The organism is Oleiphilus sp. HI0123 (assembly GCF_001635315.1).
Window position 1 is genome coordinate 1 of record NZ_LWGE01000203.1, and the last position, 360, is coordinate 360.

Sequence of the window (360 nt, forward strand, 5' to 3'; positions counted from 1 at the left end):
GCAGGAGATGGGCGGCGTCATGACGTGCGCCCTTGCGCTCGGCCGTCGCCTTGGTGTGCGGCTGGATCTCGCCGCCCAGGCCGAACTGACCCGGATCGAAGGGCTGTCAAAGGCCCACTTTGACAAGCGCCATCAGGCGAAGGTCGATGCCGGCGTTGCGGCTCAGCACGAGCGTCCCTGACCCCGCCTAACCCTCCCCCACAGATAGGAGAGAAGCGATGGCACGGACCTTCTACGCGCAGAGCGACGCCCCGACCCCGACGCTCACTGTAGGCGAGCTGATCGCACGCCTGCAGGATTTCGACCCCGCACAGCCGGTCGTTTTCAAGTCACCACGGAATGGCTGTTTCGGGCCGGGCA

The 360-nt window shown here is 66.1% G+C and carries 1 protein-coding gene; it reads left to right on the forward strand.

Going from position 1 to position 360, the window contains the following annotated elements; all coding sequences use genetic code 11:
- Positions 1-181, forward strand: a 181-nt coding sequence (locus A3761_RS26640; RefSeq protein ID WP_197472733.1) for a hypothetical protein, incomplete at its 5' end; no start/stop codon positions are given.
- Positions 182-360: the final 179 nt, after the last annotated feature.